Raw genomic sequence first — 22,424 nt, forward strand, 5'->3', positions numbered from 1 at the left:
TCCATCGACTAGCCGGGCAGCTGCGATCGTTCGCCCAGCACCTTGCGGTAGAGCGCGTCCCGCAGGGCGAGCTCGCGCCTGTCGGTGATGCCGAATCCGAGACGGTTGGGCGCGTAGCAGTATCCGATGCCGGTGTCGGGATCGGCGAGGCCGAACGAGCCGCCGTTGCCGGGGGTGCCGAACGCGTCGTCGGCCGCGCTGCCGAAAGGCCAGCTGCTGGTGGGTTTCAGGTAGCCCAGCGAGTACACCGCCGGCGCCCGGAGGACGAGGTCGACCAGGCCGCCGCTGGGCGGCTGGGCCGGCCGCACCAGAGCGTCGAGGGTGTGCGGGGCCAGGCCGAGCTTGCCGGTCACGGCGGCGCCGTAGGCGGCCGCCACGGCACGTGCCTCGCCGATGCCGTTTCCCGCGGGCAGTTCGACGCTCAGCACGTCGAGGCGGTTGTAGTTGACGTCGGTCAGCAGTTCCTGCGGGTTGGCGAACGCCCGCAGCGTGAGGCTGCCCGGCGTCATCATGCCGCGCAGCAGGCCGCGCGGAACGTCGCCGAGGTGAAGCAGCGACTCGTACTTGCTGCGGCCGTGGATCGTCGCCCGGCGTTCCAGGTCGAACCCGGCCGGCAGACCGATGTAGAAGTCGATGTCCAGCGGCGCGGCGATCTCCTCGGCGAAGAACCGCCCCAGCGACCGCCTGGCCGGGTCCACCCGGCGGAGGAGCTCGCCCTCGTACCAGCCCAGCGAGATGCCGTGATAGCCCTGCCGGGTGCCCGCGGGCCACAGCGGCCGTTGCAGGGCGATGGCCGCGGCCACCAGGTCGAGGTCGCCGAGGTCGGCGATGGTCAGCGGGATGTCGATCACCGGCAGGCCGGCCTGGTGGGACAGCAGCTGCCGGACGGTGATGCCGCCCTTGCCCCGCCAGGCGAACTCGGGCCAGTACGCCGCGACCCGCTCGTCGTAGTCCAGCAGGCCACGCGAGTGCGCCAGAGCGAGCGCCAGCGAGGAGACGCCCTTGGTGGTGGAGAACATCGTCACCACCGTGTCCTCGCGCCACGGCGCACGGGTGACGCCGTCGCGGTAGCCGCCCCACAGATCGACGACCTTCCGGCCGTCGCGATAGACGGCGCACGCCGCCCCGACCTCGCCGCGCTCGGCGAAGTTGCGCCGGAAAGCGTCGGCGACCGGCCCGTACCCCTCGTCCACCTCGCCGCGCAGGAGTGCGGAGGGGACATCCACTTTGAGTGCCATGACGCTCCTCTCGTCATTCCCTGGCTACCGGTCTGCGCGGCTTCCCTGAAAGGGCCGAAAGGCCCCGCCTCGTGCTCGAAGCAGCCCCTCTCCTCCAGGACCGCATGAAGACGACAGCGAGGCGGGCCCGGTCGGTCAGGGGCGAACGTAGCGCCGGAACACGATTCCCGAGGCGAGGGAGTGGTGCTCGACCAGGCGCAGCCGCAGCGGCGCTCTCACGGGCGGGTACGGCTTGCCGTCTCGACGATCACGGGGAACGCGTACACCCAGAACACGTCGATCAGGTCCAGCGGCGAGACGGCCGGCTCGAGGCCGCCGACGGTCTGGAGGGCAGGCAGGGCGGCCGTGCGGGACGGACGGCGGGGACGATGCGCCAGTCGCGTTGGAACACGAGGTTGTGCAGGTCGGCGGCGGCGATGGCCCGCAGGACGGGGACGAGCTCCGCCGCGTGCCCCGCGTCCGTGACGTTGAGCGGCCACTCTCCGACCGTGCCGCCCCGCAGGTGCGGGTGGTGGAATCCGGCGCCGTAGTGGGCGGTGAGAGTGATCGGCGCGATGCCAGCCGCGCGCTGCGCCGGCCACGACAGCCGCCAGGCGGCGAAGCTGCCGCCGGCGGCGTCGGTATGCGGGCCGGTGGCGTGGACGGTGCCGGTGCCCAGCAGCAGGTGCTGGTCGAACTCGGCGAGCACCTGCCGTGCGGGCGGGTCGAGGAGGCTGACGGCCTGCCGGAAGGCGCCTTCCTTGCCCTGGCGGGTGGCGTGTCCGGCGTGGGTGCCGTCGCGTAGGTCGGCGAAGTGGCGGACCAGAGCCTCCAGCGGAGGTGGGGGAGTGGTCATGGCAGGTCCTTTCGATGGTCAGGCGGGACGAGCCCGCGCAGAGCCCGGGCGAGTCGGTGGAGAAGGAGGCTGTCCGGGCGCAGCACGTCCCCGTGGACGGCACCCGGCGGGCGGTGGATCCGCGCCGGCACGCCGTCCTCGCGCAGCCGGCGCGCGTACGTCTCGACGTCGTCGTGGACCGGGTCGTCGCGGCCGACGGCGAGGACCGCCGGCGCGACCCCCGCCAGGGAAGGCGCATCCCAAGGCGTCGAGTACAGGCGGGTGCCGTCGTGGTCGACGGCGCTCCCGCCGTCTCCGCGCCAGGCGCGCCAGGCCTGGCGCAGCAGCACCGCCTGGGGGAACGCGAAGGGCGAGCGATGGTAGGACGGGCTGGCACAGGCGGGATCGAACGGCGGGTAGGCCAGTACCTGCGCCACCAGTGGCAGGCCGCGGTCCCGGGCGGCCAGGGCGGCACAGGCGGCGAGCGTGCCGCCGGCGCTGTCGCCGCCCACCGCGAGCGGGCTTCCGGCCGCCTCGCCGTGGGCCCAGGCGAGGGCTGTGAGAACGTCCTGCACGGCGTGGGGGTGGCGGTGACGCGGCGCGAGCCGGTAGTCCACGCTGATCACCGTCCATCCGGAGCGGGCGGCCAGAGCCGTGGTGGCGTGCCGCCATTCGGCGGCGGAGCCGCGCTGCCAGCTCCCGCCGTGCGCCCAGACCAGCAGGCCGGCCGGAGTGCGGCCGGCCTGCGCGTGGACCTGGACCAGGACGGGACTCGTGCCGGGCAGGACGAGCCGGTGGCACGACGGCGCACGGCCTTCGACGGTGGACATCATCGGTGACTCCTCAGGTCAGGAACGCGTCCCGGTGGCCGCGTTCACAACTGGCGCAGGGCTTCTCCGTCAACGGCCCACTCGGGGCGCTGGTGACCTGCGCGGCACGGGGCGACAGCAGGTGGACGATGACGCCGGTCACCTCCTCCGGAGTGCCGATGCGCCCCGTGGGCGGTCCCCGTTCGACGGTGCGCTCCGTCCGGGGTCAGGTGCGGCGGGTGCGCAGGAAGACGGCGGCGATGAGGACGCCGAGCAGGACGAGGCCGGTGTTGGCGGCGATGGCGACCGTGACGCCGTCCAGGATGGCCGCCGCGGTGACGGCGCCGCCGGTCACAGCGGTGACGATCGAGGACATGATCGGTGTCCCCATGGTGATGCCGACCTGCTGGGACATGGAGGCCAGGCCGGTGGCCAGGCCCTGCTCGCGGTCGGGCAGCCCGGTGGTGGCGGTGACCATGAACCCGACGATGACCAGCATGTTGCCCACGCCGCCCAGGAAGGTGGCGGGCAGCAGGAGCCCCATCGCGGCGGGCGTGTCGCCGAGGAGGAGCAGGACGGCGGTGAAGGCGGCCTGCAGCAGCCCGCCTCCGATCAGCACGGCCGAGGTGGAGGTGCGGGCGATCATCCTGGACGCGAGCAGGCCGCCGGCGACGGTCCCGAGGCCCAGCACGCCGAAGGCGAGCCCGGCGGCCAGGGCCGAGAAGCCGAGGGTCTTCTGCATGTAGAGGGTGAGCAGGTACACCAGGGACGTCTCGGTGACGAAGGCGAGCAGGCCGAGCACGTTGCCCCAGGCCACGGTGCGCTTCCTCAGCACGTCCAGCGGGACCAGAGGCTGGACGGCCCTGCGCTCGACGAGGTGGAACAGGGCGAGCAGGACGGCGCCGCCCAGCAGCCCCGCCATGGCGAGGGGGTGGGTCCAGCCGTGCTCGCCGGCCTGGGTCAGGCCGTAGACGATGCCGAGCAGCGCGAGGGTCACGGTCAGGGCGCCGGGCAGGTCGACCTTGGGGCGGTCGGCGGGCCGGGACTCGGCGATGACGGTGGGGGCGACGAGGAGCACCGCGAGCGCGACGGGGACGTTGATGAAGAAGGCCCAGCGCCAGGAGAGCACGTCGGTGAGGACTCCGCCGAGGACCGCTCCGGCGGTGAACCCGGCTGACATGAGGGCGCCGTTGAGGCCGAGGGCCTTCTGGCGCAGCGGGCCTTCGGGGAAGGACGTGGTGAGCAGGGCGAGCCCGGCGGGGGTGGCGGCGGCGGTGGCCAGCCCCTGCGCGACCCGGGCGATGATGAGGATCTCGGGGTTGGGGGCGAGCCCGCCGACGAGCGAGGCCACGCCGAGCAGGGCGATGCTGCCGAGGAAGATGCGCCTGCGCCCGATCAGGTCGCCGATGCGGCCGAAGAACAGGGTGAACCCGGCCGCGCACAGGGCGAAGGCGGTGGCGATCCACTGCAGGTTCGCCAGGGAGAAACCGAGGCTGTCGCCGATGTCGGGCAGGGCCACGTTCAGGATCGAGAAGTCCACGGCCAGCATGAACTGGGCGACCAGCAGCACCGCGAGGACGACCTTCAGGCGGCCGGTCAGGTGCTGCGGAGGCGCCGCCTGCGCGGGCGCCGGCAGGGGTTGGGTGGAGGTCATGACAGAACGTCCTCTCTGGCGCGCCCGGACAGCACGCCATCGCAAACGGGTCCAGAGTTCCGTTAAGATGAGAGAACAGTAGCACCAGATCGACGGCTAAGGGAACTGCAGTCCCGATAAGCCCTCACGTGAGAAGGAGCCCGTCATGGCCGCCGCCCCACAACCCGGTGCCGTCCGTCCTGGCGGACGCACCGCCCGCGTCCGCGAGGCCGTCCTCCAGGCCGCCGGCGACATCCTGGCCGACAAGGGCTTCGAAGGCCTCGACCTCGGCGACATCGCCCGCGTCGCGGGGGTGGGCAAGACCACCGTCTACCGCCGCTGGGGCACGCCCGGCGCGCTCGCCGCCGACCTCCTCCAGGACATGGCGGAAAGCTCGCTGCCCCGCGCCCGCACCGGCAGCGTGGCGGAGGACCTGCGCGACAACGCCCGCCTGGTCGTCAGGACCCTCACCGATCCCCGCCAGGGACGCCTGTTCAGGGCGCTGATCGCCGCCTCCCTCTGCGACGAGCAGGCCGCGCGGGCGCTGCACCGCTTCTACGCCGTACGCATCGAGGAATGGTCCGGCTGCGTCACCGACGCGATCGAACGCGGCGAACTGCCCCCCGGCACCGACCCGCGCCGCGTGATCGCCGCGGTCTCCGCCCCCCTGTACTACGCCCTGCTCAACACCGGGGAAGCCCTCGACGAGGCCGCCGCGGACCGGGCCGCGGCGGCGGCGCTGGCGGCGGCACGCGCGGGGGCCATCTGACGCGAGGCTCCCGACCTCGCGCGATCAGCTGTGCAGCGGGCCGCTCGCCCGGGAGCGTCACCGCCGTTCGGCTCGGGGAGGGCGAAGCGACGGGATGAGTGCGGCGATGGCGTCGAGGATGCGGTCGAGTCCGTGCCGGAAACGCTCCTCGGGGGCGAGGTGGGCGGTGCGGGAGTCGAGGACGGATCGGTTGAACAGGGGGAACGCGCCGGACTCGACGACCTGGCGGACGTACGGCCCCATGTAGTCCCGCTTCCAGCGCTCGGGGTCCAGGCCGGTGCGGCGCGCCTCCTCCAGCCAGCCGATCTCGCGGCGGATCGCGCTGTGCAGGTAGTCGTTCAGCATGGCGACCAGGCCGGTGCTGTCGTCGATGTCGAGCCCGAGCTCGTCGAAGGTGCCGAGCGCGAACTCGTGCACGCGCAGGAGGTGGGGGCCCAGGGTGGGCCGGCTGGTGAGCAGCGCGATCAGCCACGGATGGCGCAGGCCCGTGGCGCGGATCCGCCGGGCCAGCAGGGCGAGGTCGCCGCGCCAGTCACCGGACGGGCCGTCGGGGAGTTCGACCTCGCTCATCGCCAGGTCGATCATGAGGTCGAACAGGTCGTCGCGCCGGGGCACGTAGCGGTAGAGCGACATGGCGCCGGTGCCCAGCTCGCCGGCGATCCGCCGCATGGTCGCGGCCTCCACCCCTTCGGCGTCGGCGATCCGGACAGCCGTTCGGGTGATCTGCTCGCGGCTGTAGCCGGGGCGCCGTCCCGGGCCGGAGCGTTCCTGCCGTTCGGGCTGCATCCAGATGCTGGTCGGTTCCTCGTCGGCCACATGGCCCCCTCTCTCATTTGCGTACATGGTACCTGAATGGCTATGGTCCCTTTCACGTACGAGGTACGCGAATTTGGAGGACGTATGGATCGAACTCTTCGCACGGGCGTGACCGGTGTGATGCTGGGCATGATCACAGCCCCGCTGGACGGCATGATGCTCGGACCCGCGCTGCCGTCGATCGTGAGAGACCTCGGCGGTCTGGAGTACTTCTCCTGGGTGGCGACGGCCTACCTGATCTGTATGGCCGCTTCGACGCCGATCTGGGGGAAGCTCGGCGACCTGTACGGCCGCAAGGCGGTGTACATGGCCTCGATCCTGGTCTTCCTGCTGGGATCCGGGCTGTCCGGAGTCGCGCAGGACATGGTCCAGCTCGTCGGCTTCCGGATGGTGCAGGGGCTGGGCGCGGGTGGCCTGATGACCGGGGCGCTGGCGTTGATCGGTGAGCTGGTGCCGCCCCGGCACAGTGGCAGGCTCATGGGCCTGTTCGGGATCATGATGCCGATCGCCTTCATCGCCGGGCCGTTGCTCGGCGGCCTGTTCGCCGATGCGGGCTGGCGGTGGGCGTTCTTCGTCAACCTTCCCATCGGTGCGGTCGCCCTGCTGCTCATCGGCGCGGCCGTACGGCTGGAGCGGCGCCGGATCAGGGCACGGATCGACTACCTGGGAGCGCTGCTGCTGACGGTGGTGCTGGTGGCGCTGAGCCTGGTCGCCAGCTGGGGCGGCACCCGGTACGCCTGGGCCTCCGCACCCGTCCTCGGGCTGACCCTGATCGGGGTGGCGGCCCTGGCCGCCCTGCTGCTCGTGGAACGGCGCGTGGCCGAGCCGATCGTCCCGCTGCGCCTGTTCGCCGACCGCAACTTCACCCTCGCCCAGGTCATCCGGTTCCTGGGCGGCGTCGGCATGGTGGTGGCGGCCACCTTCCTGCCCCAGTACATGCAACTGGTCCACGGCGCCTCGCCGGTCGTCAGCGGCCTGCTGATCCTGCCGGCGATGCTCGGGATGGTCGCCGTGCTGATCGGCACCGGCCGGCTGATCAGCCGCACCGGGCGCTACCGGATCTACCCGATTCTCGGCGGCGCCACTGTGGCGGCCGGCATGCTCGCGCTGCTCCTGCTGCGGCCCGGCACCAACCTGGCCCTCGCCTCCGCACTGACGCTGATCGGCGGTCTCGGCGTGGGTCTGCTCATGCAGTCCACCACGATCATCACCGTCAACAGCGCCGCGCCGCGCGACATGGGGGCGGCCAGCGGCTCGGTCACCCTCTGGCACACCATGGGCGCCTCGCTGGGCATGGCCGCCCTGGGCGCCCTCTACACCGCCCGCCTGCAGGACACCCTCGTCGAGCGCCTCGGCGCGGAGGCCGCCACCCGGATCGCCCTGACGCCCGAGGCGCTCGCCCGGCTCACGCCCGCCGCACGGGAGGCGGTGCACCTCGCCGTCTCCAACGGCATCCACGCCATGGCCCTCGGCGCCGCCGCGCTGGGCGCCCTCGCCTTCGCGCTGGCCTGGTTCATCCGCGAGGTCCCCCTGCGCGACGGCGCCCCATCGGCCGAGCCCGCCACCGCGGCCGCGTGAGGCGGGCACCCATGTCACACCACGTGCGAGTCCAGCTCGTCATGGACGTCATCTGCGTCCACTCCTACCTCGGCCACACCCGCTTCGCCCGCGCCGCGGACCGGCTCAGGGCCGAGGGCACGGAGGTGACGGTGGAGTTCCTGCCCTTCGAGCTCGCCCCGGGCGCCCCGGCCGACGGACGGCCGCTCCTGGAGGTCCTGAAACAGACCTTCGGCCCGCAAGCGGCCGCCGGCGCGCTCGCCTTCGCCGAACACGCAGCCCGCGAAGGCCTCCGGCTGGAGTACGGCAAGGCGCTCGCCACCGGCACCTTCGACGCGCACCGGCTCATCGCCGACGCCGCGCGCCAGGGCAAGGCCGAGCCCATGGCGGAACGCCTCTTCCGCGCCCACTTCACCGACGGGCTGCACATCGGCGACCCCGCCACCCTGGCCCGGCTGGCCGCCGAGGTCGGTGTCTTAACCGGCCACGTGCCTGCCGACAAAGTACGCGCCCGGCTCGATCACGTACGCCGCCTCGGCGTCACCGGCGTGCCGGTCTTCCTCATCGACAACCTGCCCCCGCTCACCGGTACCCAGTCCGAGACCACCCTGCTGGCGGCCCTGCGCCAGGCCCGCCATCACGAACGGAGAACACCATGAACACTGACCCCCTACGGCTGGCCGTCATCGTCGGCAGCGTTCGCGACGGTCGCCTCGGCCCCACCGTCGCCACCTGGTTCGCCGGCCAGGCAACCTCCCGCCCGGACCTCGACGTGGACGTGATCGACCTGGCCGACGTGCCGATCGGCGCGGCGGCCCCGTCGATGTCCGCGCCCGCGCCGGTGCTGGAGGCCCTGGGCGGGCTGACCCCGCGGCTGGCGGCCGCCGACGCGTTCGTGGTGGTCACTCCCGAGTACAACCACAGCTACCCGGCCGGCCTGAAGAACGCCATCGACTGGCACAACCAGCAGTTCCATGCCAAGCCGGTGGCGTTCGTCTCCTACGGCGGCATCTCCGGAGGTCTGCGCGCGGTGGAGCACCTGCGGGCCGTCTTCGCCGAGCTGCACGCCGTCACCACCCGCGACACCGTCAGCTTCCACGGCGCCTGGGAGAGCTTCGACACAGGCGGGCAGCCGAAGGACCCCGCAGGCCCGGCCGCGGCCGCCAAGGCCCTGCTGGACCAGGTGACCTGGTGGGCCCGCATCCTGCGCGACGCCAGGACCACCACCCCCTACACCGCGTGAACCAGAAAGGCATGATCATGATGAGTTCGACCGGAAAGACGGCGCTGGTGACCGGCGCGAGCCGGGGCATCGGCCGGGCGATCGCCACCCGGCTGGCCCGTGAAGGCGTCCGCGTCGCGGTGCACTACGCCGGCAACCACGCGGCCGCCAAGGACACCGTCGCGGCCATCGAGGCGGCCGGCGGGCGGGCCTTCGCCCTCCAGGCCGAGCTGGGCGCCCCCGGCGACGCCGAAGCCCTGTGGACCGCCTTCGACGCGCACGCCGACGGGCTGGACATCCTGGTCAACAACGCGGGCGTCCTCGGCGGCCAGAGCGAGATCGACGGCGTCACCCGGGAGGGCTTCGAGCGCCTGTTCGCGGTCAACACCACCGCCCCGTTCTTCATCACCCAGCAGGCCCTGCCGCGGCTGCGCGACGGCGGGCGGATCGTCACCGTGGGCACCATGCTCACCCGCGGGGCGGCCATGCCCAGGGCGATCGACTACGCCATGTCCAAGGCCGCGCTCGACGTCATGACCGTCGCCCTGGCCAAGCAGCTCGGGCCGCGCGGCATCACGGTCAACCTCGTGGCCCCGGGTGTCATCGACACCGACATGCACCAGGGACGCCTCGTCGGCGAAGCCCTGTCCTGGCTGTCGTCGCAGACGCCCCTCGGCCGGCTGGGCACACCGGCCGACGTGGCCGACACCGTCGCCTTCCTGGCCTCCGACGACAGCCGCTACGTCACCGGGCACCGGCTCGACGTGTCAGGCGGGACGACCATGTAGACGCCGCCGCCCGGCCACGGGCAGCGGCCCGGCCCTCCAGGGCCGCCCCGTGGACGGCGGGAGCGGCGAACAGAGGACCAAGGTCCTGGGACATCGGTGGCATAAGCCTCAATTCGCGGCAGTCCCTGGGTTGATGTGCTGGCGGTGATCATATGAGAGGGGATCACCATGTCCGTCACCCCGCTACCGCAACGCCGCAAGCTGGGGCCGTGGATGGCGACCGCGCTGGTCGTCGGCAACATGATCGGCTCGGGGGTGTTCCTGCTGCCCGCGTCGCTGGCCGCCTTCGGCAGCGCGAGCCTGCTCGCCTGGGTGCTCACCGCGACCGGCGCGCTGCTGCTGGCGATGGTCTTCGCCCGGCTCGGCCGCGCCTACCCCCAGACGGGCGGCCCGTACGCCTATGCCCGCCGGGCGTTCGGTGACTTCATCGGCTTTCAGACGGCATGGGGCTACTGGATCGCGGTGTGGGTGGGCAACGCCGCCATCGCGGTGGCGTTCGTCAGCTATCTCGGCTACTTCTGGCCCGCGCTCGCCGACACCGCCCTGCTCGCCGCGACCGTGGCGCTGGCGGCGATCTGGCTGCTGACCGCCGTCAACGTCCGGGGAGTGCGCCTCGGCGGCTGGATCCAGGCCGTGACCACCGTCGCCAAACTGCTGCCGCTGGTCGGACTGGCCGTGGCCGCGCCGTTCTTCATCGACGCCGCCGACTTCACCCCGTTCAACCCGAGCGGCCAGAGCACCTTCGGGGCCGTCACCGCCGCCGCCACGCTCACCCTGTGGGCGTTCATCGGCATCGAGTCGGCCACCGTCCCCGCCGAGGACGTCGAGGACCCGGAACGTACCGTCCCGCGCGCCACCGTCATCGGCACGGTCGTCACCGCGGCCGTCTACATCCTGGGCACCGTCGCGGTGTTCGCCGCCGTGCCCCGCGCGCTGCTGGTCGACTCCACGGCGCCGTTCGCGGACGCCGCCGAGGCGATGTTCGGCGGCTGGGCGGGCACCGCGGTCGCGGTCGGCGCGACCGTCAGCGCGTTCGGCGCGCTGAACGGCTGGATCCTGCTGCAGGGTCAGGTGCCGCTGGCCGCGGCCCGCGACGGGCTGTTCCCGCGGGTGTTCGCCAAGACCTCGCGCTGGGGCACCCCGGCCGTGGGGCTGGTCGTCTCCAGTGTGCTGATCACCGGGTTGATGCTGCTGAACTACAACGCGGGGCTGGTCGAACAGTTCAACTTCGTGATCCTGCTCGCCACGCTCACCACCTTGATCCCGTACGCGTACGCGGCGGCGGCGCAGCTCCTGCTGGCGCTCACCGACCGCGAGCGCTTCTCCGGCAGGCGGCTGGCCGTCGACGGCACGATCGCCGTCGTGGCGTTCGTCTACGCGCTGTGGACCATCGCCGGATCCGGCTACGAGGTCGTCTACAAGGGCACGCTGCTGATGCTCGCCGGCATCCCGGTCTACGTGTGGCTGAAGTATCGCGACCGAGCCGACACCGTACGCATCGACAGGAAGGCGGCATGAGCATGTTCCACGTTGACAGCGAGGTGGGCACCCTGCGGCAGGTCATCCTGCACCGCCCCGGGCTGGAGCTGATGCGGCTCACGCCGTCCAACTGCGACGAACTCCTCTTCGACGACGTGCTGTGGGTCAAGCGGGCCCGCCAGGAGCACGACGCCTTCGCCGACGCCCTGCGCGAGCGCGGCGTGACCGTCCACCTGTTCGACGAGCTGCTGGCCGAGACGCTCAAGCTGGCCGAGGCCCGGGCGTGGGTGCTGGACCGGGTGGTCACCGAACCCGCCTTCGGCCCCACGCTCGCCCCGCCGCTGCGCCTGGAGCTGGAGGCGATGCCGGCGGACGTCCTGACCCGCCATCTCATCGGCGGGCTGACCAAGCGCGAGCTCGGCCTGGCGGCCGACAGCCTGTGCCTGGCCGGGCTCGGCGACGACGACTTCATCCTCCCGCCGCTGCCCAACCACCTGTTCACCCGCGACGCGTCGGCCTGGATCTACGGTGGGGTGTCCCTGCATCCGATGGCCAAACCGGCCCGGCGCCGCGAGACCACGCACGTGGCCGCCGTCTACGCCTTCCACCCCCTGTTCGCCGGTCAGGCGCCGCTGTGGTTCCCGGCGGAGGCCGAGCAGCCCGCCAGCATCGAGGGCGGCGACATCCACGTCGTCGGGGACGGCACGGTCCTGGTCGGGATGAGCGAACGCACCACACCCCAGGCGATCGAGCTGCTCGCCCGCCGCCTGTTCGAGGCGGAGGCCGCCGACCGGGTCGTCGTCGCCGCCCTGCCGCGGAAACGGGCCTTCATGCACCTGGACACCGTCATGACCATGGTCGAGCGCGGCGTCTTCGTGGTCTACCCGGAGCTGCCGCCGCTGCGCTCGTTCACCCTCACGCCGGGCCTGCGCGTCCGCGAGAACGACGACCTGTTCGCGGCGCTCGGCGCGACCCGCGTCCTGCGCGCCGAGCAGGACGTGTGGGCGGCCGAGCGCGAGCAGTGGGACGACGGCACCAACGTGCTGGCCATCGCCCCCGGCGTGGTCGTCGCCTACGAACGCAACGTCACCACCAACACCATGCTCCGCAAGCACGGCATCGAGGTCATCACCATCCCCGGCGCCGAGCTCGGCCGCGGCCGCGGCGGCCCCCGCTGCATGAGCTGCCCCATCGAAAGGACCGCGTCGTGAAGGACCTGCTGCGCATCGCCGACCTGGCGCCTGACACCCTCATCCACCTGCTCGACCGCGCCGGCCACTTCCAGCGGCACCCCCACGACCGCGGCGAGCTGCTGCGCGGCCGGACCGTGCTGCTGTACTTCGCCAAGCCCTCCACCCGCACCCGCCTGTCCGCCGAGACCGCCGTGGTGCGGCTCGGCGGGACCGCGCTCACCGTCGGCCCGGCCGAGCTGCAGCTCGGCCGGGGCGAGACCATCGCCGACACCGCCCGCGTCGTCAGCTCGTACACCGCCGCCGTGGTCATCCGCACCTTCGACGACGAGGACGTGCGGAGCTTCGCCCGCGCGGCGCACGTGCCGGTGATCAACGCGCTCACCGACGGCCACCACCCGCTGCAGGCGCTCGCCGACCTGATGACGTTGCGCGAGATCTTCGGCGACCTGCGCGGGCGGAAGGTCGCCTACGTCGGCGCGGCGACCAACGTGACGCACAGCCTCATGGAGGCCGCCGCCCTGGCCGGGCTCTCGCTCGCCGTGGCCACCCCGGCCGGCTACGCGCCCGATCCGGCGGTCGAAGCCATGGCCAGGAAGCTCTCCACCGGAGGCGACCTGGTGCTCACCGGCGATCCGCGCGAGGCGGTCGACGGGGCGGACGCCGTCTACACCGACGTGTGGCTGTCCATGGGAGACCCGCCTGAGCAGAAGGCCGCCCGTGTCGCCGCGCTGGCCCCGTACCGGGTCACCGCCGGCCTGATGGCCGCCGCCCGCCCCGGCGCGGTGTTCCTGCACTGCCTGCCCGCCCACCGGGGCGAGGAGGTGACGGCCGAGGTGATCGACGGACCGGCGTCCGAGGTGTTCCGGCAGGCCGCCAACCGGCTGCCCACGGCGCAGGCCGTACTCGACGCGCTGCTCACCGGCGGCCTGGCGGGGACGCTGTGAGGGTCGTCGTCGCGGTCGGCGGGAACGCGCTGCTGCGCCGAGGCGAGCCCGCCGATGCCGCGACGCAGCAGCGCAACATCGCGGTCGCCGCCGAACAGCTCGCGAAGGTCGCCGAGCGGCACCAGCTCCTCATCGTGCACGGCAACGGCCCCCAGGTGGGGCTGCTGGCCGAGGAGAGCGAGCACGACCCCACCCTGGAGCGGGGCTATCCCCTGGACACGCTGGTGGCCGAGACGCAGGGCATGATCGGTTACTGGCTGGCGCAGAGCGTCGGCCGCCGCCTGCCGGAAACGCCGGTCGGCGCGCTGGTCACCCAGGTCGTGGTGTCCGCCGCGGACCCCGCCTTCGACCGGCCGGACAAACCCATCGGGCCCTACTACCCGGCGGAGGAGGCGAAGCGGCTGGCCGGCGAGCGCGGCTGGGAGTTCACCGAGGAGGAGCGCGGCATGCGGCGGGTCGTCCCCTCGCCGCGCCCGATCCAGGTCGTCGAGCTGCCCATCATCAGGCGCCTGCTGGACGGCGGGTGCGTGGTGATCGCCGGCGGGGGAGGCGGAGCACCCGTCACGGCCGACCGGACCGGGGTGGAAGGCGTGGTGGACAAGGACCTGGTCACCGCGCTGCTCGCCGAGCAGGTCGAGGCCGACTCGATGGTCATCCTGACCGACGTGCCGTACGTGTACGCCGACTACGGCACTCCGAGCCAGCGGCCCCTCGTGGTCGCCTCCCCGGACGAGCTGGACGCCGGGGCGTTCGCGGCAGGCTCCATGCGGCCGAAGATCGAGGCGGCCTGCGCCTTCACCCGGGCCACCGGGCGGCCGGCGAGCATCGGGTCGCTGACCGAGCTGGCGGCCGTGATCAGCGGCACGCGGGGCACGCACATCCGTGCACGGCGAGCGTCCGGCGCCACCCCTGCCTGAAGCAGGGCGAACGGCCGAGCAGCCCACCTCCGGCCACCGAGGTGGGCTGCGCCCTGTCCGAGGTTCTCAGGCGCTGGGCGTCGGCGCGGTAGGCGCGGTCTCGGGGACGGGGCGCCGGGTCAGGCGGATGCCGAGCAGGACGAGCCCGACGCCGGACACCAGCAGGATGCCGGTCGCGACGAACAGCCAGGTGGTCAGCCCGTCCAGCCACGGAAGCGTGGCGGACAGCCGGAGGTCGGCCGAGATCGTGGGGCTCGCGTCCGCGTTCATGATCACGATGGTCCACTCGCCCGGCTCGACGTCCCATTCGAGGCTCCCGGAGCCCGTCGCCGTCCAGAAGGTCTGCGCGGCGGGAGGCGTGGCCGGCCGCCCGCCCGCGTGCCGGGTGTAGACGGTGTCGTCCGGACCCGGGCCGAAGGTCAGGCGGGTGACGCGATCGTGGCCGACGCCCTTCAGGTAGGCGTCCACGTCGGCCCGGGGGCCGATGCCGACGAACAGCGGGCCGCCGGAGGCCGACGTCTCGACGCGCACCTTGCCGGTGAAGCCGCGCAGGTACTCCACGCCCTGGCCGCCGATGGCGATCCGGTCGGTGGTCAGCGCGTAGGCGGGGGTGGAGACACGCTCGCCGGTCGTGCTGACGAACCCGCCGCCGGTGCGGGACTGGGCGAGCACCGCCGAGAGCGAGCCGGCCGCGGCCGTGCCGATCCCGCCGGACGCGAGCAACGCGCCCACGACGATCGCCGCGATCGAAGCGGCGCCGTGCCGGACCGGCGCGTGCCGCGGCTGCGGCGGCGGCTCCATGCGCGGCAGCTCGTGGCCGCCCTGCTCCAGCCGGAACGGCGGGTAGACATCGGTCATGAGCGTGGCGTACGCGGCCACTCTGAGCGCCCACCGGTTCATCCCGATCACGAGGTCGTGCAGCCCGTGCGGGTAGCGGCCGGTGAACAGCAGGGACAGGGCGGCGACGAGAACCAGCAGCCCGATGAGCCCGCCCCAGTCGAGCGTGTAGAGCAGGCCGCCGCCGTCAGGCAGGTCGCCGCGCCAGGAGACGACGCTGCCGCTGGTGAACAGGCCCACGATGAGGTAGTGCGGGATGGCCAGCAGCCACCACTTGATCAGCACCAGGCCGCGGGAGAGCCGTTCGGGGTAGTCGATCTCCAGCGTGGCCGGATAGTCCGGCGCCGGGCCGAGGGTGAAGGGCGGATAGCGGTCGGTTCCCAGGGCGCCGTAGGTGTAGTAGGCCACGCGCCAGGTCCACCGCAGCACGCCGACGTTGAAGTCGAACAGCGCGCGAGGGTAGTGGCCGGTGAACAGGATCGCGAAGAACGCGATGACGGTGAGGACGCCGAAGGCGATCCACAGGAGGGCGAGCACGATGTAGTGGGGGATCGCCAGGAACCACTTGACGATCCAGAGGCCCCGGTTCAGCGGCTCGTCCAGCCGGGCCTCGACTCGTACGGGATAGGTGCTCATGACTCCAGCGCACCACCGTCACGCACGCGCGCCTGCGGTCGAAAGTCCCGGCCCGCCCGCCGATGGGCACCTGTGACGGCGTGCCGAGCGAGCGTGGCGACGGCCCGGGCGGGCGCGCGGGGGCGGGCGCGGGGGAGGGCGGGCGTGCGTCCTCACCCTCGACGATCTCGGATGTGGTCCGGGGCGGACCGGTGCTCGCCCCGTGGCCCCGTGGGCGGTGCGAGCGGTAGCTCGAGTTCCCAATGCCCCCTGGCGACACGCGGCGGGCCCCAGCCGAGCGGCACGGGTCCGGTGGCCTCATCGGCCACGTCGTAGCCGGGCGCGACCTCGGGCCGTTGACAGAAGCACCGCCACCGGGTCGGCGGACCGTGGCGCGGTCCTCTCGGCGGCCAGAAGCGGATGCGTATCCTCGTGCCGTGGATCGCGCCGGCGCCGGCGGGGAGCGGGACCCGGAAGCGGCACGGGCGGTGCGCCGTGACGTCGAAGACCTCGATCGGGCCGTTTCGACGCCGATCGGCCGGCTCGATCCCGATCGTGTAGTCGCGGGGAAGCGTCACCAGGCCCCACCACTGCGGATTCCCCTGGCGATCCTGGTCCAGGAAGGTCTCGACCTCGGGGAGGGACGGCGCCAGCTCCTCGTGGCGGCGTTCGCGCTCCTCCTCCCGCCGCTCCTGTTCGACCCTCGCGATGGCGGCCGCCTCTCTGGCGGACATCCTGGCCGCCCTGGCGGCTGCCGCGGAGAAGTAGAGCGCGACGGCGGCAATGGCGGCGGCGGCGGTGGCGGCCCATGCCTCTGAGTCCACGTCCACCACGCTACGTCACCGCTGGCGGCCGGGCCGCGCCCCTGTTCGCGCGGCGGAGGGCGACCGCCTGAGCGATCGCCCTCCGCCGCGTCACGAGATGTGCGCTAGCACAGGCCTATGTACCACGCGTTGTCGGCGGTCTGGCGTTCCGCCAGGTACTTGTCCTCCCACGGATCCACGCACGTGTATTGGTTGGGTCCGGAGATGTTGTCTATCTCGACGAAGATCCTGGTGTCCCCGCAGTGGTAGTAGCGGAGATCCGCACCCCACGCCTCGCCGGTGAGGTAGGCGCCACACCGCTTGCCGACGGGGGCGGCCATGGTGCCGACGTCCTGAGAGGCGGTGGCCGACGGGGGACCGCTGGAGGCCTGTGCGGCTCCTGCGGCCAGGGCTGGTGCCAGTGATCCGGCGAGTACTCCGCCGGCGAGGACCAGTCCACCCAAGGCGCGTCTGACGGTCAGCACTCTGGTCTCCTTCACGTCGTCAAGTGCCGCTTCGTGATGGCCTTATACGGCTACCACGGGCTGTGCGGTGGAGCCTTCCGCTTCATGAAAGATCACTACTGCCCTTCGTGCAACAGCATGACGGGAACGGGGCGATGATTGGCGCTTTTCGGTGTCCCCGACAAGCGCGTCACAGGCCTGGCCAGCCGACTGATCACCTCCAGGTGGTCGGGCATGCGGGATCATGTCCGGATGGATGCTCGTTTCTCTGGTATCGCCGAGCTGGCCGAAGCCCCGTCCGTGGCGGTCGTGGTCGACGTCATGCGTGCTTTCACGGTGGCCGCCTGGGCGTTCGCCCAGGGAGCGGAGAAGATCGTTCTCGCCGAGTCTCTGGACGAAGCCCTCACGCTCAAGAGTCGCCACCCGGATTGGGCGGCGCTCAAGGACGGTCCGCCTGCGCCCGGGTTCGACGCCGTGAACTCGCCGGCCCTGCTGCGGTCCGTCGGCTTCGGTGGACGGACCGTTGTGCAGAAGACCACGGCGGGGACCGTCGGCGCTCTCGCGGTCAAGGAGGCGTCGCTGGTGCTGTGCGCCAGTTTCGTGGTGGCGGAGGCAACGGCCCGGCTGCTGCGGACCCGTGCGTGTGACAGTGTCACGTACGTGGTCACCGGCGAGGACGGGCAGGCAGACGAAGATCTGGCGTGCGCTGAGTACATCGCTCGAAGGGCGAACGATGCCGGGGCGGACGCGGCTCCGTTCCTCCGCCGCGCTGCCGAGTCGCGCGCCGCCGCGGAACTGGCGGAAGGGGTGCGTGAAGGAGCCCATCCCGATGACGTCGCACTCTGTCTGGAGCTTGACCGGTTCCCCTTTGCCATGGTGACGACCGTGGAGGAATCGCTCATGGTCCTCCGTCCTTCACCGGCCGGCGCGGCTTCGATCTGATCGCTGGTCAGGTCACCTCGTGGACACCCGCCTGCGGACGGTGTGGTCCTGGGTTGGCGCGGCCGGGCTGGCGCAGGCCGAGGACGACGCCCGCCGTGACGAGCAGGGCGCCGGTGACGTCGGCGGGGCCTGCCTGGCCGAGGCCCAGTGCGAGGGTGGTGAGCAGGGCGCCGACCGGTACGAGACCCGCGAACAGGCCCGCACGATCGGCGCCGAGGCGGCGCAGTGCGTCGTACCAGAGGAAGAAGGCGGCCGCGGTGACGATGGCGCCGAGGTAGCCGAAGGCGGCTGCCTGGCTGGGTGTGGGCAGCCGCAGGGAGGCCGTGCCGTCCAGGGCGAGGCCCGCGGCCAGCAGCATGGGGACGGACAGCGCGGCGGGATAGGCGGCGACCCTCAGGGGGCCGAGTTTGGGCAACAGGGGGACGGCGAGCAGGGAGAAGGCCACCTCGCCGGTGAGCGCGCCGAGGGACAGCAGGAGGCCCGTCAGGCTGCCCGAGCCCAGACCGGCGGCGACCGCCGCGCCGAGTGCCACCACGAGCGCGGCGCCGACGGTGCGGGGAGCCGGGCGCCGGCGTTCCATCAGGGGTCCGACGAGGGCGAGTACGAGGGGGACGGCTCCGACCACGGTGCCGATCATGGCGGGGCCGGCGTGCCGGGTGGCTTCGACGAGGAAGAGGTTGAAACCTGCCAGCCCCGTGGCGGCCAGCGCGATCAGGAGCAGGATGTCACGTGAGGTGAGACGGACGCGGGGCGGGCGCCGGTGGCCTACGACAGTGAGCAGGATGGCCGCGGCGATGGCGTAGCGCAGGGCCTGCCCGGTGAAGACCGGGTAGTCGGCGATGGTGGCGGAGACCGCGGTGGAGGTGCCGACGAGCAGCATCGCCGAGGCCGCGCTGAGGGAGGCGGCGGAGGATTTCATCCGGCGTGCTCCGCCACGGTCGAGGGGGCGTCAGCCGAGGGGGTGAGGACCTTGCGGGTGATGCGTTCGGCGATGGCGGCGACCAGGGTCCGGGGCCGGCGGGGGGTCAGGTGCGCGGTGAGGGCGTTGCCGAACCCGGGGGCGACGTAGCCGCGGTCCCGCTCCAGCGCGCGCAGGGCGGCGCGGACGACGGGTTCCGGGGTGGTCATGGAGCCGGTGACGGCCGCGTTGCGGGTGCCGATGGTGTCGAAGAAGGCGGTCTCGACCGGGCCGGGGCACAGGGTGAGCACGCGGATGCCGCGCCGGCGGTACTCCTGTCGCAGGGCGAGGCCGAAGTTCAGCACGAAGGTCTTGGACGCGCCGTAGACGGCGAAGTAGGGGGAGGGCTGGAAGGCGGCGTTGGAGGCGACGTTGACGATCGCGCCGCGGCCGCGCTCCAGCATGCCGGGCAGCACCTCGTGGGTGAGGTCGACGAGCGCGACGACGTTGACCATCAGCTGGTCGTGGTCGCGGGCTGCGGGGATCTCCTCGAAGCGGCCGCAGGTGCCGAAACCGGCGTTGTTGATCAGAACGTCGACGTCCAGACCGCGGGTGGTCAGCTGGTCGGCGATGCGACGGGCGGCGTCCGGCTCGGCGAGGTCCTGGACCAGCACATGGGCGCGGATGCCGTGTTCGGCGGTGAGTCGCTGGCCGAGGGCGGCGAGCCGGTCGCCGGAGCGCGCCACCAGGACGACGTCGTGGCCCTGGGCGGCGAGCTGGGCGGCGAATTCGGCGCCGAGGCCGGACGACGCTCCGGTGATGAGGGCGGTGCTGCGCATGTGGTTCTCCTTGGCTGGGGCCACCTGAGGTGGTGGCAACTGGGACGAAAATGTACCAGGAATCGGCATAACTGCAACAGGCATGATGCAATTAATGAGTTGGCTGCATCAACGCTGTAGTGTGGCGTTGGATAAGTGGCCGAGCAGGAGGCATGATGGGCGAGACGACAGCACGATCGTTGCGGGCGGACGCGGAGCGCAGCGTGCGCGCGATCCTGGAGGCGGCCGAGCGGGTGCTCGCCCAGGAGCCGGGCGCCTCCATGGAGCAGATCGCCGCGGCCGCGGGAGTGGCCCGCACGACCATTCACCGGCGGTTCGCCAGCAGGCAGGCGCTGATCGAGGCACTGGCCGCGTCCGCGGCCCGTCAGCTCGCCCAGGCGGTCGACGACGGCCGGCCGGACACCGCGCCGCCGCTGGTGGCGATGCACCGCATCACCGCCAACGTGCTCGAGGTCAAGAGCGCCTGGGCGTTCGCGTTGGGACTGCCGGCAGCCCCCGGCGGTGAGGCCGCCGCACTCCACCAGGACATCGCCCGCAGCTGCACCGCCGTACTCAAGCGGGCCCAGGACGACAAGCTCATCGACCAGGCGGCCGACCTCGACTGGGTGCGCCGGGTCTACTACGCGCTGATCGGTGAATCCCTGCACGGCAACGCGGACGGCGCCGACCCGGACACCCTGGCCGCCCGCATCGTCGACACCCTGCTGCACGGCGCAGGCCCCCGCGCCTGAGGCGCCGGAGGTCTCGTCAGCCCACCTCTGCCGGCTCCTCGTCGGAGACCCCGACGGCGCCGTCCGCGGGCACGGGCTTGGTGAGGAGGGCCGTCGCCCTGTCGGACGACTCCGTACGGTAACCCTGGGCGTGGTAGAGGCGGATGTTGTCCCGGCTCCGGGCGCCGGTGGACAACACGATGCGGCGGCATCCGGCGTCGACCGCGGCTTCGGCCTCACGCAGCAGCCAGCGCCCCACGCCCTGGCCGCGCAGGTCGGGGACGACGCCGAGGCGGCCCACGTGCCAGTCGTCGCCCACGCGTCGCGCGCGCACCATGCCCAGGAGCCGGCCGTCCCGCCACAGGCCCGTGGTCCGCCAGGTGGCCAGCCACGCGCGTACCTGCTCCAGCGACTCCTCCAGGGCAGGGATGGCCAGGGTGTCGTTGGCCAGCGCCTCCTCCAGCCAGCAGCACCGCTGGAGCACCAGAACCTCCGCGGCGTCGTCCGGGGTCAGCGCTCGCACGTACGACCCCGGGAGCGGCCCGGAGCCCGAGCGGGGGCGCTCGCGCATCGGCCGCAGGGCGTGCGCGAGGCGGACGAGCTCGTCCAGGACCCCGATGGCGGCCTGGTCACGGCCGGCATCCGGGCGGACCCGCCCGCCGTCGACCGTGTCGGCGATGCGCAGGGCGACCGTCGCGCCCAGCGGCACCAGCCGCAGCGTGGTCACCACCTGCTTGGCGTGCTGGACCGACCGGGTGCCCGCCGAGGTGTTGCCGTAGCTGACGAACCCCATCGGCTTCCACGCCCATTCCCGGCCCAGGTAGTCGAGGGCGTTCTTGAAGGCCGCGGGCATGCCGTAGTTGTACTCGGGGGTGACCGCGATGAAGCCGTCCGCCGCGTCCACCATCGCGCTCCACCGCTTGGTGTGCTCGTGCCGGTAGACGCCGGACGCCGGCTCCTCCTCCTCGTCGAGGAACGGCAGCGCGAGGTCGCCGAGGCTCACCGGCAGCAGTTCCACGCCCAGCTCCGTGGCCCGCGGCGCGATCGCGTCGATCAGCCACCGCCCCACGGCCGGGCCGAGGGCGCCGGGACGGGTGCTGCACATGAGGACGATGACCCGCAGAGGTTTCGTTGACATGGAAACGAACTTAGCTGGTAACTTGTTTACATGTCAAAGAGAAGTCCGGGGGAGACGGTGCGCTGGCTCGACGCGGACGAGGAGCGCGCCTGGCGCGCCCTGCGCCGCATGATGATCGCGATCCAGTCGCGCACCGCGCACGACCTGGCCGCGATCGGCCTGTCCGAAGCCGACTACGAGGTGCTCAGCACGCTCTCCGAACGCCCGGGCCGCACCAGCACGCTGCACGAGCAGGCCGCCAAGATGGGCTGGTCGCGCAGCCGCCTGTCACGGCACGCCACCCGCATGGAGACCCGCGGCCTCGTACGGCGCGAGCCCGACCCGGACGACGGACGCGGCTGTTATCTCGTCCTCACCGAGCACGGCATGGAAACCCTCGAGGACGCCGCCCCGGCACACCTCGAATCGGTCCGCCGCCACGTCATCGACCGGCTCTCGCCGGCGGACCTGTCCGCCCTGGAAAGCATCGCCCGCAAGCTGGAGGAACCCGCATGTACCAGAAGTTGACGGACAGGGCACGGCGGGTCCTCGTCCTGTCCCAGGACGAAGCCAGAATGCTCGGCCACGACTCCATCGGCACCGAACACCTTCTCCTCGGACTGATCCGTGAAGGTGAGGGCGTGGGCGCCACGGTGCTCAAGAACCTGGGCCTGAGCCTCGAAGGCCTGCGCCGGCAGGTCGAGGCGAACCAGGGCCGGGGCCGGACCGTCGCCTCGGGACACCTTCCGTTCGCCCCGGCAGCCGGCGAAGCCCTCCAGCTGTCGGACCAGGAGTCCACGCGGCGTGGCCTCGACCACATCGGCACCGAGCACCTCCTGCTCGGGCTCGTCCGGGACGGCGCGAGCGCGGCGGCTCAGGTGCTGGTCAAGCTCGGAGCCGACCTCGACCGTGTCCGGCGTGCCGCGGACGAGCTCGTCGCGGGGCAGCGCCCCGGACACGCTCATCACGGACCGCCGACAGGCGAACAGGCCACGGGCCGCCACGCCTGATCTCCGCACC

The 22,424-nt window shown here is 72.4% G+C and carries 24 protein-coding genes; 13 read left to right on the top strand and 11 right to left on the bottom strand.

The genetic code is table 11. The annotated features are described in order from the left end of the window. Positions 1-8 precede the first annotated feature (8 nt). The 4 genes from CXR44_RS34315 to CXR44_RS34335 all read right to left on the bottom strand — a co-directional run bounded on the left by CXR44_RS34315 (position 9) and on the right by CXR44_RS34335 (position 4,515). Positions 9-1,238: a serine hydrolase domain-containing protein gene (locus tag CXR44_RS34315; protein WP_101790319.1), complete on the bottom strand. Its 1,230-nt coding sequence runs from the start codon at positions 1,236-1,238 to the stop codon at positions 9-11. 280 nt (positions 1,239-1,518) lie between these two features. Then, positions 1,519-2,073: a hypothetical protein gene (locus CXR44_RS34320; RefSeq protein WP_219602181.1), complete on the bottom strand. Its 555-nt coding sequence runs from the start codon at positions 2,071-2,073 to the stop codon at positions 1,519-1,521. Beyond that, the gene (locus CXR44_RS34325) at positions 2,070-2,885 is read right to left on the bottom strand and encodes an alpha/beta hydrolase (protein ID WP_101790320.1); all 816 of its coding nucleotides are present in this window, start codon (positions 2,883-2,885) and stop codon (positions 2,070-2,072) included. The genes CXR44_RS34320 and CXR44_RS34325 overlap by 4 nt, the downstream gene beginning before the upstream one ends. Before the next feature lie 202 nt (positions 2,886-3,087). Then, complete coding sequence (locus CXR44_RS34335; protein ID WP_101790321.1) at positions 3,088-4,515, bottom strand: MFS transporter; 1,428 nt, start codon at positions 4,513-4,515, stop codon at positions 3,088-3,090. A 145-nt stretch (positions 4,516-4,660) separates the two neighbouring features. On the opposite strand from CXR44_RS34335, the gene CXR44_RS34340 reads away from it, so the two are divergent. Beyond that, positions 4,661-5,263 carry a TetR/AcrR family transcriptional regulator gene (locus tag CXR44_RS34340; RefSeq protein ID WP_101790322.1) on the top strand — a complete coding sequence of 201 codons (603 nt, stop codon included), beginning with the start codon at positions 4,661-4,663 and terminating at the stop codon, positions 5,261-5,263. Positions 5,264-5,320: 57 nt separating this feature from the next. On the opposite strand, the gene CXR44_RS34345 is transcribed toward CXR44_RS34340, so the two are convergent. Further along, complete coding sequence (locus CXR44_RS34345) at positions 5,321-6,079, bottom strand: TetR/AcrR family transcriptional regulator (protein ID WP_245899771.1); 759 nt, start codon at positions 6,077-6,079, stop codon at positions 5,321-5,323. Positions 6,080-6,163: 84 nt separating this feature from the next. On the opposite strand from CXR44_RS34345, the gene CXR44_RS34350 reads away from it, so the two are divergent. The 8 genes from CXR44_RS34350 (at position 6,164) to CXR44_RS34385 (ending at position 14,179) form a co-directional block, all read left to right on the top strand. Next, positions 6,164-7,657, top strand: coding sequence for an MFS transporter (locus CXR44_RS34350; RefSeq protein ID WP_101790324.1), 1,494 nt, complete (start codon positions 6,164-6,166; stop codon positions 7,655-7,657). Between the two features lie 11 nt (positions 7,658-7,668). Then, positions 7,669-8,295: a DsbA family oxidoreductase gene (locus CXR44_RS34355; RefSeq protein WP_101790325.1), complete on the top strand. Its 627-nt coding sequence runs from the start codon at positions 7,669-7,671 to the stop codon at positions 8,293-8,295. After that, a complete protein-coding gene (locus CXR44_RS34360) occupies positions 8,292-8,879 on the top strand; it encodes an NADPH-dependent FMN reductase (RefSeq protein WP_101790326.1) in 588 nt (195 codons plus the stop codon). The genes CXR44_RS34355 and CXR44_RS34360 overlap by 4 nt, the downstream gene beginning before the upstream one ends. 17 nt (positions 8,880-8,896) lie before the next feature. Continuing rightward, positions 8,897-9,646, top strand: coding sequence for an SDR family oxidoreductase (locus tag CXR44_RS34365; protein ID WP_101790353.1), 750 nt, complete (start codon positions 8,897-8,899; stop codon positions 9,644-9,646). A gap of 168 nt (positions 9,647-9,814) precedes the next feature. Further along, complete coding sequence (locus CXR44_RS34370) at positions 9,815-11,164, top strand: amino acid permease (protein ID WP_101790327.1); 1,350 nt, start codon at positions 9,815-9,817, stop codon at positions 11,162-11,164. Then, positions 11,161-12,336, top strand: coding sequence for an arginine deiminase (locus tag CXR44_RS34375; protein WP_101790328.1), 1,176 nt, complete (start codon positions 11,161-11,163; stop codon positions 12,334-12,336). The genes CXR44_RS34370 and CXR44_RS34375 overlap by 4 nt, the downstream gene beginning before the upstream one ends. After that, entirely contained in the window at positions 12,333-13,262 is a 930-nt protein-coding gene (argF, locus tag CXR44_RS34380) for an ornithine carbamoyltransferase (RefSeq protein ID WP_219602182.1), read from the top strand. Before CXR44_RS34375 ends, argF begins: the two co-directional genes overlap by 4 nt. Then, positions 13,259-14,179 (top strand): carbamate kinase, encoded by a 921-nt coding sequence (locus CXR44_RS34385; RefSeq protein ID WP_101790329.1) that lies wholly within the window; start codon positions 13,259-13,261, stop codon positions 14,177-14,179. Before argF ends, CXR44_RS34385 begins: the two co-directional genes overlap by 4 nt. A 66-nt stretch (positions 14,180-14,245) precedes the next feature. On the opposite strand, the gene CXR44_RS34390 is transcribed toward CXR44_RS34385, so the two are convergent. The 3 genes from CXR44_RS34390 to CXR44_RS39145 form a co-directional block, all read right to left on the bottom strand. Then, positions 14,246-15,652, bottom strand: coding sequence for a DUF4389 domain-containing protein (locus CXR44_RS34390; protein ID WP_101790330.1), 1,407 nt, complete (start codon positions 15,650-15,652; stop codon positions 14,246-14,248). Between the two features lie 152 nt (positions 15,653-15,804). Beyond that, positions 15,805-16,455 (bottom strand): hypothetical protein, encoded by a 651-nt coding sequence (locus CXR44_RS34395; protein ID WP_144070190.1) that lies wholly within the window; start codon positions 16,453-16,455, stop codon positions 15,805-15,807. 104 nt (positions 16,456-16,559) lie between these two features. Next, positions 16,560-16,919 (bottom strand): DUF6355 family natural product biosynthesis protein, encoded by a 360-nt coding sequence (locus CXR44_RS39145; RefSeq protein ID WP_144070191.1) that lies wholly within the window; start codon positions 16,917-16,919, stop codon positions 16,560-16,562. 231 nt (positions 16,920-17,150) lie between these two features. Here CXR44_RS39145 and CXR44_RS34405 point away from each other — a divergent pair, with 231 nt between their 5' ends. Next, the gene (locus CXR44_RS34405; protein WP_101790355.1) at positions 17,151-17,840 is read left to right on the top strand and encodes a 2-phosphosulfolactate phosphatase; all 690 of its coding nucleotides are present in this window, start codon (positions 17,151-17,153) and stop codon (positions 17,838-17,840) included. Positions 17,841-17,847: 7 nt separating this feature from the next. Here CXR44_RS34405 and CXR44_RS34410 read toward each other — a convergent pair whose 3' ends face one another. Next, complete coding sequence (locus tag CXR44_RS34410) at positions 17,848-18,759, bottom strand: DMT family transporter (RefSeq protein WP_101790333.1); 912 nt, start codon at positions 18,757-18,759, stop codon at positions 17,848-17,850. Next, positions 18,756-19,577, bottom strand: a complete 822-nt coding sequence (locus CXR44_RS34415) for an SDR family NAD(P)-dependent oxidoreductase (protein WP_101790334.1) — start codon at positions 19,575-19,577, stop codon at positions 18,756-18,758. Before CXR44_RS34415 ends, CXR44_RS34410 begins: the two co-directional genes overlap by 4 nt. A 152-nt stretch (positions 19,578-19,729) precedes the next feature. Between CXR44_RS34415 and CXR44_RS34420 the strand changes: the two genes are divergently transcribed. Next, the gene (locus tag CXR44_RS34420; protein WP_101790335.1) at positions 19,730-20,308 is read left to right on the top strand and encodes a TetR/AcrR family transcriptional regulator; all 579 of its coding nucleotides are present in this window, start codon (positions 19,730-19,732) and stop codon (positions 20,306-20,308) included. Between the two features lie 16 nt (positions 20,309-20,324). Here the strand turns inward: CXR44_RS34420 and CXR44_RS34425 are convergent, their stop codons facing one another. Then, positions 20,325-21,425, bottom strand: a complete 1,101-nt coding sequence (locus tag CXR44_RS34425; protein WP_101790336.1) for a bifunctional NAD(P)H-dependent oxidoreductase/GNAT family N-acetyltransferase — start codon at positions 21,423-21,425, stop codon at positions 20,325-20,327. A 30-nt stretch (positions 21,426-21,455) separates the two neighbouring features. Between CXR44_RS34425 and CXR44_RS34430 the strand changes: the two genes are divergently transcribed. After that, positions 21,456-21,932: a MarR family winged helix-turn-helix transcriptional regulator gene (locus tag CXR44_RS34430; protein WP_101790337.1), complete on the top strand. Its 477-nt coding sequence runs from the start codon at positions 21,456-21,458 to the stop codon at positions 21,930-21,932. Continuing rightward, complete coding sequence (locus CXR44_RS34435) at positions 21,917-22,414, top strand: Clp protease N-terminal domain-containing protein (RefSeq protein ID WP_101790338.1); 498 nt, start codon at positions 21,917-21,919, stop codon at positions 22,412-22,414. Before CXR44_RS34430 ends, CXR44_RS34435 begins: the two co-directional genes overlap by 16 nt. Positions 22,415-22,424 lie beyond the last annotated feature (10 nt).

This window comes from Nonomuraea indica (assembly GCF_002850745.1).
In the GTDB taxonomy this organism is placed as follows: Bacteria; Actinomycetota; Actinomycetes; order Streptosporangiales; family Streptosporangiaceae; genus Nonomuraea; species Nonomuraea indica.

Bases quoted from the DNA above. Each gene is read 5' to 3' on its own strand.
- CXR44_RS34425 (WP_101790336.1), bottom strand. From the start codon at position 21,425: ATGTCAACGAAACCTCTGCGGGTCATCGTCCTCATGTGCAGCACCCGT.
- CXR44_RS34320 (WP_219602181.1), bottom strand. From the start codon at position 2,073: ATGACCACTCCCCCACCTCCGCTGGAGGCTCTGGTCCGCCACTTCGCC.
- CXR44_RS34410 (WP_101790333.1), bottom strand. From the start codon at position 18,759: ATGAAATCCTCCGCCGCCTCCCTCAGCGCGGCCTCGGCGATGCTGCTC.
- CXR44_RS34325 (WP_101790320.1), bottom strand. From the start codon at position 2,885: ATGATGTCCACCGTCGAAGGCCGTGCGCCGTCGTGCCACCGGCTCGTC.
- CXR44_RS34375 (WP_101790328.1), top strand. From the start codon at position 11,161: ATGAGCATGTTCCACGTTGACAGCGAGGTGGGCACCCTGCGGCAGGTC.
- CXR44_RS34415 (WP_101790334.1), bottom strand. From the start codon at position 19,577: ATGCGCAGCACCGCCCTCATCACCGGAGCGTCGTCCGGCCTCGGCGCC.
- CXR44_RS34355 (WP_101790325.1), top strand. From the start codon at position 7,669: ATGTCACACCACGTGCGAGTCCAGCTCGTCATGGACGTCATCTGCGTC.
- CXR44_RS34315 (WP_101790319.1), bottom strand. From the start codon at position 1,238: ATGGCACTCAAAGTGGATGTCCCCTCCGCACTCCTGCGCGGCGAGGTG.
- CXR44_RS34430 (WP_101790337.1), top strand. From the start codon at position 21,456: ATGTCAAAGAGAAGTCCGGGGGAGACGGTGCGCTGGCTCGACGCGGAC.
- CXR44_RS34435 (WP_101790338.1), top strand. From the start codon at position 21,917: ATGTACCAGAAGTTGACGGACAGGGCACGGCGGGTCCTCGTCCTGTCC.
- CXR44_RS34420 (WP_101790335.1), top strand. From the start codon at position 19,730: ATGATGGGCGAGACGACAGCACGATCGTTGCGGGCGGACGCGGAGCGC.
- CXR44_RS34340 (WP_101790322.1), top strand. From the start codon at position 4,661: ATGGCCGCCGCCCCACAACCCGGTGCCGTCCGTCCTGGCGGACGCACC.
- CXR44_RS34360 (WP_101790326.1), top strand. From the start codon at position 8,292: ATGAACACTGACCCCCTACGGCTGGCCGTCATCGTCGGCAGCGTTCGC.
- CXR44_RS34350 (WP_101790324.1), top strand. From the start codon at position 6,164: ATGGATCGAACTCTTCGCACGGGCGTGACCGGTGTGATGCTGGGCATG.
- CXR44_RS34365 (WP_101790353.1), top strand. From the start codon at position 8,897: ATGATGAGTTCGACCGGAAAGACGGCGCTGGTGACCGGCGCGAGCCGG.
- CXR44_RS34390 (WP_101790330.1), bottom strand. From the start codon at position 15,652: ATGAGCACCTATCCCGTACGAGTCGAGGCCCGGCTGGACGAGCCGCTG.
- CXR44_RS34335 (WP_101790321.1), bottom strand. From the start codon at position 4,515: ATGACCTCCACCCAACCCCTGCCGGCGCCCGCGCAGGCGGCGCCTCCG.
- CXR44_RS34370 (WP_101790327.1), top strand. From the start codon at position 9,815: ATGTCCGTCACCCCGCTACCGCAACGCCGCAAGCTGGGGCCGTGGATG.
- CXR44_RS34405 (WP_101790355.1), top strand. From the start codon at position 17,151: ATGGATGCTCGTTTCTCTGGTATCGCCGAGCTGGCCGAAGCCCCGTCC.